Genomic DNA, 14,526 nt, shown 5'->3' on the forward strand with positions numbered 1-14,526 from the left:
GCTTCGGATTGAATGAACTGCTAGATCTCCTCGCAAGGAAGTGACTCGAAGAGCTTTTGCTGCTGCCGATTGGCTTTGTGGTGTAAGGCAAGCGGTCGAAGCAAGTGAGGATGGGTGGATCGAAAGATATCAAAAGTATCCCGGATCACCCGGTCGATACGTGGACCATGGCCGCCAAGTAGCGCCTCAGCCAGCGCGGGAGTGACGAGTTCCAATAGCTCTGGATAAGGCGATGTTTGGAAAGCCAAGAACTGGAGAGCATGTGACCGCCTCAGATTGTGAGGCTCAGTCTCGGCGATGCTCACCAGTTCGGCGATCCATTTCGCCGCCAGCTCTGGCTTGATAGAGGCCAGCACTCCAACAGGCCAGGACGCGACCGTTACGACGCGATTGGGCTCGTCCTGCTCTTTTGCTGCGGCCAAGGCTGCAGACAGTGCAACCATTTGCTCTTTGCCATTAAGTCGCTCCGCCGCGGCGGTAAGCGCCTGGCACCGATACCAAGCATGGCTAATCTTGCGAGCCAACTTGAGCGCAGCCTTAGGATCCGTCTCCGCGATGCGAGTGACTTGCGCTCTACCGCGAACGTCGCTTGCGGTTACTTTCATGGAGATCTAACGCCTGAATTAAGCCGCGCCGCAAAGCAGCTTCGGCTTGAATGAATTGTTGGCCGATAGCCGCGCATGTCACTTTTGGCCAGTTGAAAGAATGCGGCGTATCGCAAACACGCGCCTAGCAGAGCGAATGATGGTCAGCAGAAGCGCGAACATCACAAGACCGTAGACAAGCAGGCCATTCGGCCTGCTCGTGGTAGAGAGCAGGTAGGCGCAGTACAAAAACAAGACCGTGAATCCTACAAGGCCAATGATATTCTTTGCGTAGTGGAGCCTATCCATTGCGCGACTTGGTTCCAACTGTGGATTATCCATTGCCATCCAATTGACCTAACGTCTGAATTAACCCGAGCCGCGAAGCGACTTCGGCTCGAATGAACTATTAGAGCCTCTGCTCTTCGCGGCCACCCCAGCCGCTGCCGCAACGGCACAAGTAATTCCGCTGCCGATCGCGGTGGACAGAAGTTGTGACGTGAGCCCGAGAGAAGGCGCATTGTGAGTGATAAGTAGCAGCTCACCAGGGCCGGACAGAAGACCGACCAAGGCGCCAAGTAGAAATCCTCTGCGACCAACTAAGTATCCGAGCAGGAAAGGCAGTGCGACACCCGAGAGGGCAGATAGCGGCCCATATAGAAAGGCCGCCGCTCCAGAGCCATCGGGATCAACCTGGGCGAAGGCTTCGATCCAGGCCGCACCAAGGGCAACCTGGCCGCATGCGGTTGCCACAACGAAAATTGCTGGAATTGCAAAGGACTTTCTCATGGGCTCTAACCCCTGAACTTAGCCAGGCCGCGAAGCGGCTTCGGCTTGAATGAATTGTTAGGCGGCAACCGGGGATTCATGCCAGCGGAACCGCTGTAACCCACGGAACAACTGCCTCAAACTCTAGCTGGACCAGAGGCTGCCCCTCAAATGGCTCCGGCACCTGCGACAAACACGCACTGAACCCAGCACTCTTCATGCCGGGAAAGGGTTCTGCATCAAGGCTATGGGTTGTCTCACTGGTCTGCCGCCAAGCGTCCACACCACCCTCAAGGCGGCCAACAAAATGGAACCAGCCTTGCGTTGGCATAGGCTCACCGCTGCTGCCGTAATGGCAAAGCTCTGCCGGCTTGCCTGGATCTATTCCAAGTTGTTGAAGCAGCTGCAGAAAGGGGGGCGAGAATGCTCCCTCCCCGGCAGCACGAAAGTTCGCGCAGTCCAAACACTCGCAAGCGATGACTAAGGTGTGCGCGTAGAGCTCTCTCGTCCGCTCTGGATCGAAGCGGATGCTCCAACGGCCGATTTGCGAAGAACTCTCCATTGCCACCTAACGCCTGAATTAAGCCGAGCCGCGAAGCGGGTTCGGTTTGAATAAATTGTTAGCCCTCATGGGACCGCTGTGAACCACTGCTTAGTCACTTGAGACCGGAGCAGATGCGCCAAGATTGTGATGAATGCTGCTGCCTCAATTGCGTAAAGAACGATGGCCAACGACCTGTATTGGCCATAGAACTCCGCAGTTGGCGGGAACAGGATGGTGATGAGCGGGACGAAGAACGAGAAGGACTGAACCCACCGCCAAGTCCATGGCTTGGAACACGCAAAAGGCCATACCTAAGCAGATAAGGGGCGTCGTGTAACGGGCAAAGCCTGTCTCATATAGCAGCGCCAGGACCCCCAAGGCAGCGCCAGTTGCTATTGCGATGATGCACGCGACGCGAAGTAAGTTGGGCATGAGGGCTAGCGCCAGAGTTAAGCCGAGCCGCGAAGCGGCTTCGGCTTGAATGAATTGTTAGGGAGCACCGGCGATCATGATGGCGAACGCCATCAGGTAAGCGGGCACACCCACGAGAAGACTAAGCCGGATGCGCCGAGCGTACCGTATCGCATTCGGGTCTTTGAGCTCTCGCGCAATCGGGCCGAAAGCAGCGCCGACAATGGCCGCCCCCACGTTTAAATCAGCGATCTTGTGCATGCCTATGTAAAAGAAGCTGAGAGACCCGCGCCGGTCTGCGATAACGGGGCGCTCCGCCAAAAGAATGCGACGGAAACGGACAAGCGCATGAAAGTAGAAGGGCGTAATAAGAGCCCCGACTGCTACCAACACAGTTGCGATCAGTAGCATGGATGTCCTATGCCTGAACAAAGCTGAGCCGTGAAATGACTTTGGCTTGAATGAATTGCTAGGCACTGGCTGGCGGCAATTCGCCGCTCGGAGGCAGCGCCAAACCTCTGAATTGTAGATTGCTTGGACCGTCTGCCTCGGCGACATACACCTCAATGTCGCCGATGCCACCGGCACCGACATAATCGCTTGATATGTGGAAGTGTTGCTCGGGATCTTCACGAAGCTTTGTGAGCAAGCCGATCAACCGATCTATCTCCGGACGCGAGAGCCCGAGACCGATGCCGTACCAGCCGTTGTTCCAGTTCTCTATCACGCCGTACATGAGGTCTTGGTCCGCACTTTAATGCATGGATGAAGCCGAACCGCGAAGCGGCGTCGGCTTGAATGAATTGTTAGTCCTCATCCGACTTAACCACCAGGATGCGGACGGCCGTGATGGTACAGACAGTCACTAGCAAGATCATCAATTTTATCCCGGCCCAGCTAAGCTCATCCGCTCGCCAGAAGAAGTGTCCGATCGCAAAGCCACCGAGACCAGAAATAATGTAAGCAACAGCCAGGGTGAAGCGATCTCTTCGTTTGGACAAAGAGATGACGGCTAAGACAAGCATCGGGAAAGTTGCCAAGCCCCAAAGCATGTACGGAGGAATGGCCATGAAGCTGCCTATCCCAATTAAGGCCCCCAGCCCAAGCTTGAATTGCAAGTAAGTTCTCGAACTGACTGCCATGGGACCTAACGCCTGAGCTACGCCGAGCCGCGAAGCGGCTTCGGCTTGAATGAATTGTTAGGTCACTCCCCAACGGAGAGACGGACATGAGTGCCGTCTGGAAGATCATGCAGCTGTTGATGATACCAACCTGAGGAACCGTACCAAGCTACGGCTGACATGGGGACCATATTGTCCGCTGTATAGTCGCCGCCGAGAATGGGGAGCACCTTGTAGCCGAAGCATTGGCCGTCTCCGACAACTGCCCCAGCGCCTAATAGCTCCTCTACTACCGGGGTCATCAACCACTCATTGCCGCCGTCAGCGCGCATTGCTGCTAGGAATTCATCGCGAGATGCTGCGACACGGGATAGCTCGCCACGCCCCGTGTCCAGCCAGTGAACAGCACCATCCGCGGCTTCGAAGAACAAGTCTCCTGAGGTTGCGGCCATAAAGGCCATCATCTCATCCGGGACGAACCAGCCCCAACTGCTGCGGAACTCTTCAAGAGCTTCGGGTGTTGGAACAAACGTGAGCTGTTTCCACGAGATCACCATGAGTGGTCTAACGCCTGAATTAGGCCGAGCCGCGAAGCGGCTTCGGCTTGAATGAATTGTTATGCCCCAGGCCCGTTTGGCACCAACGCAAGCAGGTCAGTTACTCCGACATCCGCCCCCGATTGCGAGAGCAAAGTAGTGATTTGACCACGGTGATGCGTCTGATGATTGAAGAAGTGCATGACTAGGCCAAAAAAATCTTTTTCGGCAACTCCGCCTCGTGAGTTTGTGTAGGTCATCACGAAGTCGAGGTCTGAATCACCGATTGTCTGTGCCCAGTCGCTAATTAGCCGATCGAGCCAGGTACGGTGGGCAGCGATGCTTGGGAGATCCTTGAATTTGTCCAGATCGGCGATGGTGTCCGGCGCCGGAATCTGGAGCATTGACTCCAATACGCTGTACTTGGCCGGATGTCCGGCGAAGCGTTTGAGCCAAATTGTGTCGGCAACGACCAAATGGTTGAGTGTCTTAAGTATTGAGCCAAAGAACGCACCGCGGTCGGCTAGCAGCTCGTCCTCGGATAGAGTTTGAGCAGCGGCATAAACGTTTGCGTTCATCCACTTGTTATAGGAAGCCATTAAGCAAACAAGACCTTTACGATCCACGGAACCTCTCAATGGGCATAACGCCTTAATTAATCCGAGCCGCGAAGCGGCTTCGGCTTGAACGAATTGCTGGGACGCAAACCCGCGCGATCAACGATGCGATAGCCCCCCTCGCAGATCAGCAGGGGAAGCAGCCAACTTAACCATAGCAGTATCGGGATCATTACCGGCGGAGGCGCAAGCTCCATCATTCCTGGAACCTTAATCAGTGCTCGAAAGGTGATGGGAGCGAGCGTCACAAGATAGTTGCGTACCATCCAGCGGCGGTGTGACGGCGCCCGGCGGCCACGGATAGCGATTACGCCAATCAGGGCCGTCGTCAACCACACCAATGCAGTGGCGGCGAATGCTGCGCGGATGGCGAACGGTGCCGGCGAAGTGCGATCAGCCCTGTGGCGCCCACGCAGGCGATGAGCATACCGGTGATGTATACGCGGCCTGTCCATCGATGCAGGCGCGAGTAGGCCCGCGGCCACTGGGTCAGGAATTGGATCAGCCCCAAGATGATGGTAAGTGCCCCGCCGGCAAGGTGGGTCCACAACCAACCGCGTCGTACCCAGAACATGGTGTAGGCAGCGGGGTCCAACTGGTGATACTTGCCGTAGACGGTTAGCAAGAAGTCGATGCCGATGATTCCGAGGGCAAGCAATACGATGGCCGAGCCAACGCGCCAGAAAAGGCGGGAGGGGCCTAAAGACCGAATGCTTGACATGCCGGATAGCTGCATTTTCGCCCTAACGCCTGAATTAAGCCGAGCCGCGAAGCGGCTTCGGCTTGAATGAATTGTTAGACCTCGCCGATATCACCTGGACTCTGCTGGTGCGTTTGCAAACTCGATGATCTCAACGGCAGTCTTGCCGTTGATGAGTTGCATAATCTGATCAATGGTCATGTTGCGGAATCGAGGGTTCGCAAGGTCAAGTTGGATCACAGCGGCGATGAACTGCTCGCGTTGTGCGGGTGTTAGCTCAGCATCGATCTGGGCAAGGCTCTTTCGGAGGGCCTCGTCTGAGGAAGTGTCGATGCGCGGGTCCGCCGCCCACAAAGGCGTAATAGGTCCAGCAATACAAAACAATGCTACAAGAATTGCTTGACGGATTTTCAGATTCATAGTTGTGACCAAAGAGGTCTAACGCCTGAATTAAGCCGAGCCGCGAAGCGGCTTCGGCTTGAATGAATTGTTAGAGCCCATCCCGTGCCGCTAACGCTGCGACAAAGGAGCGCGCAGTGGGCACGGTCTTGCTATGGGCTCCCCACTGAACTGTCAGGACATCACCTTGCCGATGAAAGGAAAGATGAATTGGATAGCGTGACCCCTCAATTGTATCCAGGGGCGGGCCAGAGCCAAGAAGGCCTATCTCCGTTTCCTCATGATCCGGCGTGAAATGTGCAGGTGTGTTGCACTCAGGGCAGCGAAACGCGATGGCGGGGCGTGCCTGACCGAAGTGGGTTTGCGCCCAGCAGAAAGACGACGCGAATGCGTCCGCAAAGTCGATGCTTTTTCTGCACTCTGGACAGATGACATCCATGGGCTCTAACGCCTGAATTAAGCCGAGCCGCGAAGCGGCTTCGGCTTGAATGAATTGTTAGGCGCCAACCGCGACGCCTTGGATTGCATCTGTGACATTAGCCTAGCCACTGAGCTAGCGCATCATCGGAATGGAACCCGAGCGCAGTCAGATGGTCGGCGCTTTCCCCGTAAGCGAGGAAGAACTCTCCAGTCTCCGGAATAAAGCCAAGCCACTCATTGCCCGAGTGTGCAATTGCAAAAACGCTTCGACCGGCGAGTCGTTGCAGCAGACCGTGGCTATAGGCCTCGTCCTTGACATTGGCCGTCACCGGCGGGATTAGGGCTGCTTCAAGTAGACGAGTCTGCTCTCGAATGTATCCCTCTCGATCGTCAGTACCAAGCGTTGGGGTGCACGACTCTCGAGAGAAAGACGCTCTTAGTGCCTCAAGTGCTTCGTCATGTGTCATTGGCACCTAACGCCTGAATTAAGCCGAGCCGCGAAGCGGCTTCGGCTTGAATGAATTGTTAGCCGGCCAGCTGCGGATCTAGGCTGGCCGGGTCGAAACCATCCACTTGGACCTTGAGCACAAGGGTGTACTCAGAGTCGCCGGAGTACTGCTCCCGGATGTTAATGGAATCCCCTGCCTGTGCAGCTTTAACGGCGCTGCGCACAAGTTGAGCGAGCCGAGCAATGTCAGCTTGCGATCCCCAGATAGCGTGCCCGTCTATGCGCGCCTCTGACCAAGTGACCACCTTTAGGTACCAGTGCGGCCCAAAGTGCTCGTGCTCGCTCTTTGTGGCGAATCGAGGCTCTGCGGCATAAGCGTCAAGCATGTCGGCGAAGCCGAGCAGGCCGGCCTTGTCACCCGAGAGCAGCCACTCTTTGGCTGAGTCGTCGCTTGTGTAGAAGAAGCCGAACTCCCGCCACTCCTCGCGAGTGTCTGCTTTCATCCGGTCGGAGAGTTCTGTCATGGCCGGCTAACGCCTGAATTAAGCCGAGCCATGAAGCGGCTTCGGCTTGAATGAATTGTTAGGCCTCGTCATCGGCCCAAGCAAGTGATGCAATGCGCCAGCCGGAGCCGAGCGCGACCACCTGAAAGATTTTGGTGCCAGTTCCGGTATAAGGGCTGCCGTTTAACACGCCAGCTTTGCGATACCGCGACGTGCGGACGGCGATGGCGCCAAAAATGTTTGTGGTGGAACTGGTCTCGGCCTCATGGAAGTTGACGAGCGCACCTCCTGAAAGGAGCTCAATGCGTGGTAGTGCGAACTCCACGGCCGTATAGAGCTGGATATCCTGGCCTGAGGAAAGAGCAATCACGGCCTTTTCGGCGAAATAGCCCAGAAGATCGGCAAGATCTGGGGCGAGACCATTGCGATTGTCGAAAACCGAGAAGAAGCCGGTAACCAGCTTGTCTATTTCAGCTTGAGCAGCGACTTCTTCCATACGAGGCCTAACTCCTGAATTAAGCCGAGCCGCGAAGCGGCTTCGGCTTGAATGAATTGTTAGGCACGATTCTACGCATGAAGTCTTCCATCTCCCGCTCATGCCGGAGAATGGCTTCAATGTCATGGTCCACGGCGCCTGAGAACTCCGGAGAGGATGACTCTATTAGCCAGTCTAGATCGTCACGAACGCCAAGAACCCATGCGTTGTTACCAATTGTTGCCGCGTAGTTGATAGGTGCATCAGCCCAGTCAGCAAGTGCGGGGAAGAAGGTCGAGTAAGCGTCCAGTGAGTACCTTACAAAAACGGAGAATGGACCGAGCTTGGATCCGACCTGATCGTAAAGCGTCCGGTCTTGAAGGAACGCTGCAATTGTAGATAGCTGTTCCGCATTGTGTCCGGCGCGGCGCACCAGCTTATACGTCTCGTCAGGATGTTGATCTAAGCGCCCAAGGAAAATGTGGGATTTGAGTGCACATTCGCAGCCCATGACCAAGTCAACAAAGCTCTTAATCCGTCCAGTCTTGTGAAGCTGATCTTCCCAGAGGGTATTGAAGCGCCCCGCGAAGTCACGCGCATCCGTGTGATAGTGGTTGGCCACAGAATGTTGAATTGAGATCGGCAACGTCTTCATGGACCTGAGCGCCTAACGCCTGAATTAAGCCGAGCCGCGAAGCGGCTTCGGCTTGAATGAATTGTTAGGCCGCAAGCTGGGCGGCCACCTTGGTGACAATAACCAATAACAGGGCTGGCGCCAGAGAGCCGAACGCAAAGTAGCGAAGTTTTCGCTGGAAGGGCCACCCGCGGAGGATTGCGGCGCAAGTGAGGCCAAACAAGCATGCAACTAGAAGCCAATAGATCAACAGAGCGACTTGAATACTCGGCGTAGCGCCGGTGCCACTGAGGGGCCGAGACACACACAGGTAGAGAATGGACGCCGCAAAAGCGCCATGAAGGTAGGCGGAGAAGAACTTCATCAGCTTTGATCTGTCCATGCGGCCTAACGCCTGAATTAAGCCGAGCCGCGAAGAGGCTTCGGCTTGAATGAATTGTTAGGCCGCTAGCGGTACGAGTGGAACCCGGCCTGCGACCCGTAGATACGCTCGCCATTCTTGACGCGAATTTCCAATGCGTCCAGTTGGCGCGAGATGCTTCGATAGTGCCGAAACCAGTGCATGAACTGAGGGACAGCAAGTAAGGCAAAGATGCCAGCAGCGATGTAGCCGAGGTCCAAGCGCTCCTGGCCGTACAAGAGATAGACAACCGCGAGCACAATGAGCCCGGCGGCTGGGCCGACTAGGGCAGCAACCAGCAAAGTTCGACGTGCGGTTCGCGAAGTAGCCGCCCGCATGGCAGCTAAATCTTCTAGGCGGACGATGTCGTTGTCTTCCATAGCGGCCTAACGCCTGAATTAAGCCGAGCCGCGAAGCGGCTTCGGCTTGAATGAATTGTTAGGCGGCGCACCAGTCAACTCGACGCCTTTCACGCAGTGACCCCGAAGATCGCTCCGACTGCCGCAGTCAAACCCATCGCCAAGGTGCCCCAGAAGGAAACACGCAGTACGGATGCCAATGCCGGGGCACCGCCAGTGCGCGCAGCTAAAAGGCCTAACAATGCAAGGAAGAAAAGGGAGCTACTCGCGAGACCCCACATGAGCGTGACATTTGGGAGGACCAGAACCATCAGGAGTGGAAGCGCAGCACCCGTAGCGAAAGTTCCTGCGGAAGCGAATGCGGCTTGGACTGGCTTAGCGGCCAACGTATCGGATATACCGAGTTCGTCCCTGCCATGTTCACCAAGAGCATCATGAGCCATAAGTTGGGTGGCAACACTTGATGCCAATGGCCTATCAAGTCCACGCTGGACATAGATTGATACCAATTCTTCGTGCTCTTGAGCTGGATTTGCGGCCAACTCTTTTGTCTCGCGGGCTAGATCGGCTCGCTCCGTATCTGCCTGCGAACTGACGGAGACGTACTCGCCAGCGGCCATTGACATGGCTCCAGCGACAAGACCGGCGACACCCGCAACGAGAATTGCTCTTGTGCTTGCACCAGCGGCTGCCACGCCCAATACAAGGCTCGCTGTGGAAACGATCCCGTCGTTTGCCCCAAGAACGGCAGCGCGAAGCCAGCCTGTCCGATGTGTTCGATGTCTTTCGCTGTGCCTCATACATTTTCACCGGATGGTAGAAGGCTCATTGCGACGCCTAACGCCTGAATTAAGCCGAGCCGCGAAGCGGCTTCGGCTTGAATGAATTGTTAGGCCTCACGCAGAGACCTTGCGATGACGGAGGAAGAGACCAAGCATCATCCCCGCGACCATAGCTACGAACAGACTAAGCCACTCTAGCGCTACAAGCAGAAATGGAACATGTCCCAGCAGAGGCGAGAGCATGACGCCGGCGGCTATTGACAGTACCCAGTAAACAGAAAGCACCAAGAATGCGTGCAACAGCGTGCGGGCTGTTTTCCGAATTGAAAGATGGGTAAAGATTGCGAGGCCGGCGAAGAATGCAGCTATGTCACCGGACGAGAAGAGGGAGCTCGTGCCGGGCGAAAAGAACCCGGCTGCCATTCCGATCACGAATTGGACGGCGAACAAGAACAAGCCGTAAGTCAGGATCTTTTTCCAGCTAATCATGAAATTCTCTATGAGGCCTAACGCCTGAGTTAAGCCGTGCTGCGTAGTGCAGGTGCCAGGCATGGCAAGCTCTTCCTGCCATGCCTGGTGCCGGAACGAAGCGGCGTCGGCTTGAACGAATTGTTAGGCCCCGCTGGCTGAATGTGCAAGCAGCGCCTCCCTGATCACCAACAACTCCTCTGCGCAACCGGGTGGGTCAGGGCTAATCTCGAACCTCTCGCCAGCTGGCCAAGACGACTCGATTGTGAAACAGCGTCCACCAAGCTCAAAGCGACAGAATGGCTTGTCCAGGAGCCATGACAATGCCGATGGCTGTTGCGTCACCCGAACGCCGGGCATGCCGGCAATGATGTGCACAAGAGTTCGCCGTCCCACCCGCGCAGGAACCTCGATGGACCAAATGCGTCCAGGTTTTGGGGCGTTGTCGTGAACCTTCATGCGGGGCCTAACGCCTGAATTAAGCCGAGCCGCGAAGCGGCTTCGGCTTGAATGAATTGTTAGGCACCACTCACTGTCCTAACGCCGTGATTAAGCCCAGGCAGCGTTTGTCCTGCTTGTCCCGCGGAGCGGAATTGAACTGCTGCTTTACCGATTCAACAGTGGACAGCTCCCACTCCTCGATCGACTTGCCAGGCTCCAACCCCGAGATCTGCGCTTGTCGCCCGCGCGAAATTTGTTCCTGATGCTCAGGGAGCCACATTTGGAACATCACATCGACTCCATCAGGGAAGCTAGGGTACAGCGAGGCACACAGATCCTTCATCGCTGGAACACTGATGCTAGTGAGGTATGCGACTTGGTCCTTGAGTGCGTCGGACTTTGAGTCCTCTTTCGCGCCAGCTGTCGAGGACAAGATGACCGCCAGAAAGGCGGTTGCTGCTGTCAAAACCTTCATGAACTCTCCTGTGGTGCCTAACGCCTGAATTAAGCCGAGCCGCGAAGCGGCTTCGGCTTGAATGAATTGTTAGATTGCGTGCCCTTAACCACCAGGAACGGTAAAGCTGATTACGACTTGCTTGGGCGATTGCTTGAAGCGGGCGGCAATGGCCTGCTTGCTAAATATTGCGATCTGCTCAGGCGAAACTCCGGGAGGGATCCCCTCGAAGTTGACGCTGACATTGGTCAAAGACCCATTGGACCAGTTGAAACCGACAACTGGTCTCGAGCCAACGGACTTTTCCAGGTCACCAGCTACCTCTTGGGAGTGCTTGAAGCCCTCGGTCATCGTGTCCACGGTACTGCAGCCCGCGAGGCTCGCCGCCAAGGCCACGGAAAGAAGAACAGAACGCATGAAATCTCCCAAAGCAATCTAACGCCTGAATTAAGCCGAGCCGCGAAGCGGCTTCGGCTTGAATGAATTGTTAGCTGTGCAAGCCAGTCAAGGTGAACTCCTGTAGTTATAGAACTCCCAATCCATGAACTGGTGGAGTTGTTCTGCAACGTCAAGCCACGACTCTCCTCGGACCGAGGCCAGCAAGTTGGTCACATAGTTGTCTACTTGCGCCCAAGAAAAGTCCTGGACCAGGAGGTAGTCCTTGCACCAGCCCGTGTACTGAGATCTAGCCAGAGCAGCGGGCGTAACAACCATGAACTGGAAGTTGTCGCCACGGATCCCGTCGGTGCCGACCGAGGCTGTGAATGTCAGCTCACAGTCGGTCGGGTCGAGTGGAAGTTGGCCCCGAGTGAGGCTTTCGCATGTAAGGGTGACTAACTTTGGAGTTTCCATGCGCAGCTAACGCCTGAATTAAGCCGAGCCGCGAAGCGGCTTCGGCTTGAATGAATTGTTAGGCGCCACTTGGCCAGTGAAAATGAATCTATTAGCTGACATATGCAGTAAGTCCCCAGATGGTGAGAGCGATTGCCGCAAGCCCGGTGAACTCAACCAGCAGAGCGGCCCACCCGGATGTCTGCTCAAGATCGCCGAATCCCGTGTCGGGGAATCGACCGAATGACAGCAGCCGCCATATCAGCCAGCCAATGGACCACCCCACTGTCTCAACAAGGAGCTCCCTGCTAAGCCACCAGAGCGCACGAGCGACGATCAGCGCAAACCGGGCAATCGGCCGAAAGAGAAAATCATCTACCTCATCAATCACTGAGACGTCTCCCAATGGCGCCTAACGCCTGAATTAAGCCGAGCCGCGAAGCGGCTTCGGCTTGAATGAATTGTTAGGCCGCATAACGCGTGAACAGTGACGCGCAGTTACTGGCCACCTTGTCAGTGCTGGGACGGAGAAGATACCGGCAGCCAAGAATTGGGTAGGTTATATCGCTCAAGGCAGAGTCCAGTGCACTGATCCCTTGCTCCACCTCAGCCAACTCCAGTTTGTTCTCAAGGTAAAACTCTGGAGTAAAGGCCTCAAGCGTATGGTGGGCTGTATGTTTGTGCCGCCAGTTTCTTAGCCGTCTCAAGGGAGACCCATCGGTCTCCTCAATCTTGGACAAAGCTGTCTTGATCGCAATGCGGGCGTCTTGGTCGATTGGGTAGGCTCGGGCCATTTTCACCAAGTTGTGGATCGACTCAACGTTCTTAGTTGTGTCGGCAATGGTCCCAATTACTGCATAGAGCGCGTCAAAAACAGCACGATAGATCGAATCAAATGCAATCTGGTGCGCAAGGAGATTCTCAGAGTCCTTTGTGGCGCCCTCCTGCATCCCTTTGAGCACCTGAAGGTATGTCCACGCCTTATGAACTGACGACGCAATGGCGTCAGCTCGTCCAAGGAGGTTCCGGCGGTGATCGTCGTTGAGCATGCGGCCTAACGCCTGAGTTAAGCCGACGCCACGAAGTGGCGTTCGGCTTGAATGAATTGTTAGGCGGCGCACCCTGCAGACCCCTGCCCTGCGCACCACCCGTTGCCGCGACTCTACCCGAAGGCCGGCCGGCAGCGAGCAACGACGGGCGCCTGCCCCGGAACCCGTGAGCCGCCATACGGCCGAAGCCGCCATGAATGATTGCGGAGCTGGAAGGAGCAGGACAGATACTCCCGGAGCCCACCGCCCCAGAAGCTACGCACCGGACGAAGAACGACGTCTGCCCCGGAACCCATGAGGCGCCATGCCAGGAGAAATTGAGGGCTGAGGCTGCGACGCATTAACCGGAGCCACAGTCCGCGAAGCACCAGACCGCAGCCGCCTAACGCCTGAATTAAGCCGAGCCGCGAAGCGGCTTCGGCTTGAATGAATTGTTAGGCCTCATTGTGCATGCTGCCGCTCGAAAACAAAGACAGGCTCCACGCGGTCGCCGTGCTTGTAGCGGATCTCTACGAAGGCCGGGTTGCCATGCCAATAGAAGACCTCCGCGGGGCCCTAGCACGCCGCCAGTGCCATTGAACGAGAGGATGTTGCCTGTCAGCGACCATGTGCCGCCGAACTGAGTGCTGCCGGCACCAATGTGCTCTCCACCGCAGTTAGTCCCTGAGAAGGTTCCGTCGGCGCGAAGCAGGACCTCTTGGCACAGACCTAGGCCATCGCCCATTGAGTAAGGCCCCGCTAGCTCGTGCTGCGTCGGGACGCGATCGGAGTCCGAGAAGCTGGCGCAGCCCGAGACTACGACGGAGAAGAAGACAATTGCGATGATGTGTCTCATGAGGCCTAACGCCTGAATTAAGCCGAGCCGCGAAGCGGCTTCGGCTTGAATGAATTGTTAGGCAGCAGGCAGGAGCTTTGCACGACGCAACTCCATGAATATCTCTTGGGCGGGTCGGAAGCAGTCTACCGGCGCCAACGTGCCCGGGCCAAACGAAGCCGAGAACACATCAGAGATTGTCTGTGCGATCTCGTCGATGCCGTAGAAGCTGGGGACCTTGGCCGTGATTCTTGCAACTTGGTCATCAAACTCATTGGCGGGTGCTCCCCCGGCAATGAGGTCGTATGGATCCCAAGCGCGAATCATGGCGCCGATGATCTCCAGTGATTTTTCGTAGTCGCGACGATCTTTCACTGCCGCCTAACGCCTGAATTAAGCCGAGCCGCGAAGCGGCTTCGGCTTGAATGAATTGTTAGGCCACATTGTGCACGAGTGAGCCGGAATAGAACTCGCGATCCTGCCATGCATCACCGAGAGCCAGTGACAGTTCAGAGGACCAGGTAATGGCTGGATTCTCATGCCAAGGGTCCTCCGGCCGGCCCTGGATATCGGTGGCGATCGCGGCAAGCTCTGGCCAGCGAGAGACGTGGGCGAAGTACAGGATGAACTCCGGGAGCAACTGTGCGGCTCGAGACTCCTGGCCAAAGACCGTGTCCCGAACTAGGCCGAGGAACCAACCCCGGATCTCCGGATGATCAAAGACGGTTACAGCAACTTGCTGAAAGAGAAACTCAGCGCGGTTCATGC

At 56.3% G+C, this 14,526-nt stretch carries 20 protein-coding genes; all 20 read right to left on the minus strand.

Translation table 11 applies throughout. The features are described from left to right. Positions 1-20: 20 nt before the first annotated feature. Complete coding sequence (locus tag ASD78_RS20180) at positions 21-605, minus strand: hypothetical protein (RefSeq protein WP_235566510.1); 585 nt, start codon at positions 603-605, stop codon at positions 21-23. A 1,780-nt stretch (positions 606-2,385) separates the two neighbouring features. Beyond that, the gene (locus tag ASD78_RS14925; protein WP_056102722.1) at positions 2,386-2,718 is read right to left on the minus strand and encodes a hypothetical protein; all 333 of its coding nucleotides are present in this window, start codon (positions 2,716-2,718) and stop codon (positions 2,386-2,388) included. Positions 2,719-2,776: 58 nt separating this feature from the next. Beyond that, complete coding sequence (locus ASD78_RS20830) at positions 2,777-3,043, minus strand: hypothetical protein (protein WP_156087776.1); 267 nt, start codon at positions 3,041-3,043, stop codon at positions 2,777-2,779. Positions 3,044-3,113: 70 nt separating this feature from the next. Beyond that, a complete protein-coding gene (locus ASD78_RS14930; RefSeq protein ID WP_156087777.1) occupies positions 3,114-3,425 on the minus strand; it encodes a hypothetical protein in 312 nt (103 codons plus the stop codon). An 86-nt stretch (positions 3,426-3,511) separates the two neighbouring features. After that, entirely contained in the window at positions 3,512-3,985 is a 474-nt protein-coding gene (locus ASD78_RS14935) for a T6SS immunity protein Tdi1 domain-containing protein (RefSeq protein ID WP_056102728.1), read from the minus strand. 59 nt (positions 3,986-4,044) lie between these two features. Next, a complete protein-coding gene (locus ASD78_RS14940) occupies positions 4,045-4,590 on the minus strand; it encodes a DinB family protein (RefSeq protein WP_056102731.1) in 546 nt (181 codons plus the stop codon). A gap of 319 nt (positions 4,591-4,909) precedes the next feature. Next, on the minus strand, positions 4,910-5,317 hold the full coding sequence (locus tag ASD78_RS21600) for a DUF2306 domain-containing protein (RefSeq protein ID WP_056102734.1): 408 nt from the start codon (positions 5,315-5,317) through the stop codon (positions 4,910-4,912). 75 nt (positions 5,318-5,392) lie between these two features. Beyond that, positions 5,393-5,701, minus strand: coding sequence for a hypothetical protein (locus tag ASD78_RS14950; protein ID WP_156087778.1), 309 nt, complete (start codon positions 5,699-5,701; stop codon positions 5,393-5,395). A 924-nt stretch (positions 5,702-6,625) separates the two neighbouring features. Beyond that, on the minus strand, positions 6,626-7,072 hold the full coding sequence (locus ASD78_RS14955; RefSeq protein WP_056102738.1) for a hypothetical protein: 447 nt from the start codon (positions 7,070-7,072) through the stop codon (positions 6,626-6,628). A 58-nt stretch (positions 7,073-7,130) separates the two neighbouring features. Then, a complete protein-coding gene (locus ASD78_RS14960; RefSeq protein WP_056102741.1) occupies positions 7,131-7,547 on the minus strand; it encodes a hypothetical protein in 417 nt (138 codons plus the stop codon). 19 nt (positions 7,548-7,566) lie between these two features. Further along, positions 7,567-8,181: a hypothetical protein gene (locus tag ASD78_RS20840; protein WP_156087779.1), complete on the minus strand. Its 615-nt coding sequence runs from the start codon at positions 8,179-8,181 to the stop codon at positions 7,567-7,569. A gap of 426 nt (positions 8,182-8,607) precedes the next feature. Beyond that, complete coding sequence (locus ASD78_RS14970) at positions 8,608-8,940, minus strand: hypothetical protein (RefSeq protein WP_056102746.1); 333 nt, start codon at positions 8,938-8,940, stop codon at positions 8,608-8,610. 89 nt (positions 8,941-9,029) lie between these two features. Next, the gene (locus ASD78_RS20190) at positions 9,030-9,719 is read right to left on the minus strand and encodes a VIT family protein (protein ID WP_082575650.1); all 690 of its coding nucleotides are present in this window, start codon (positions 9,717-9,719) and stop codon (positions 9,030-9,032) included. Positions 9,720-9,815: 96 nt separating this feature from the next. Further along, positions 9,816-10,253, minus strand: a complete 438-nt coding sequence (locus tag ASD78_RS14975) for a hypothetical protein (RefSeq protein ID WP_056102749.1) — start codon at positions 10,251-10,253, stop codon at positions 9,816-9,818. Positions 10,254-10,698: 445 nt separating this feature from the next. After that, a complete protein-coding gene (locus ASD78_RS14980; protein WP_056102753.1) occupies positions 10,699-11,085 on the minus strand; it encodes a hypothetical protein in 387 nt (128 codons plus the stop codon). Positions 11,086-11,169: 84 nt separating this feature from the next. After that, positions 11,170-11,481, minus strand: coding sequence for a hypothetical protein (locus tag ASD78_RS14985; protein ID WP_056102756.1), 312 nt, complete (start codon positions 11,479-11,481; stop codon positions 11,170-11,172). A gap of 526 nt (positions 11,482-12,007) precedes the next feature. Further along, positions 12,008-12,286 carry a hypothetical protein gene (locus ASD78_RS14995; RefSeq protein ID WP_156087780.1) on the minus strand — a complete coding sequence of 93 codons (279 nt, stop codon included), beginning with the start codon at positions 12,284-12,286 and terminating at the stop codon, positions 12,008-12,010. A gap of 73 nt (positions 12,287-12,359) precedes the next feature. Beyond that, positions 12,360-12,944, minus strand: a complete 585-nt coding sequence (locus ASD78_RS15000) for a hypothetical protein (RefSeq protein ID WP_056102767.1) — start codon at positions 12,942-12,944, stop codon at positions 12,360-12,362. Between the two features lie 892 nt (positions 12,945-13,836). Continuing rightward, on the minus strand, positions 13,837-14,133 hold the full coding sequence (locus ASD78_RS15005; RefSeq protein WP_055907074.1) for a hypothetical protein: 297 nt from the start codon (positions 14,131-14,133) through the stop codon (positions 13,837-13,839). A gap of 58 nt (positions 14,134-14,191) precedes the next feature. After that, positions 14,192-14,524, minus strand: a complete 333-nt coding sequence (locus ASD78_RS15010) for a hypothetical protein (RefSeq protein WP_156087781.1) — start codon at positions 14,522-14,524, stop codon at positions 14,192-14,194. Between the last annotated feature and the right edge of the window lie 2 nt (positions 14,525-14,526).

Source organism: Lysobacter sp. Root667 (assembly GCF_001427715.1).
Classification (GTDB): domain Bacteria; phylum Pseudomonadota; class Gammaproteobacteria; order Xanthomonadales; family Xanthomonadaceae; genus Lysobacter.